1 protein-coding gene is annotated in these 240 nt (G+C 42.5%); it reads left to right on the forward strand.

What is annotated here, in order from left to right; genetic code table 11:
• Nucleotides 1-240, forward strand: a 240-nt coding sequence (locus GPK81_RS14435; RefSeq protein ID WP_141724523.1) for a GTP-binding protein, incomplete at both ends; no start/stop codon positions are given.

Raw genomic sequence — 240 nt, forward strand, 5'->3', positions numbered from 1 at the left:
AAGGCACAACAAGGACAGATACAATGAATTTGGAGCGTCAAAGGGGAATCACTATCCAGACAGCAGTGACATCTTTTCAGTGGGAGGATGTAAAAGTCAACATTATAGATACGCCAGGCCATATGGATTTTTTGGCGGAAGTATACCGTTCTTTATCCGTATTAGACGGAGCAGTATTATTAGTTTCTGCAAAGGATGGCATACAGGCACAGACCCGTATACTGTTTCATGCACTACAGA

This window comes from Blautia sp. MCC283 (assembly GCF_018785565.1).
In the GTDB taxonomy this organism is placed as follows: domain Bacteria; phylum Bacillota; class Clostridia; order Lachnospirales; family Lachnospiraceae; genus Blautia_A.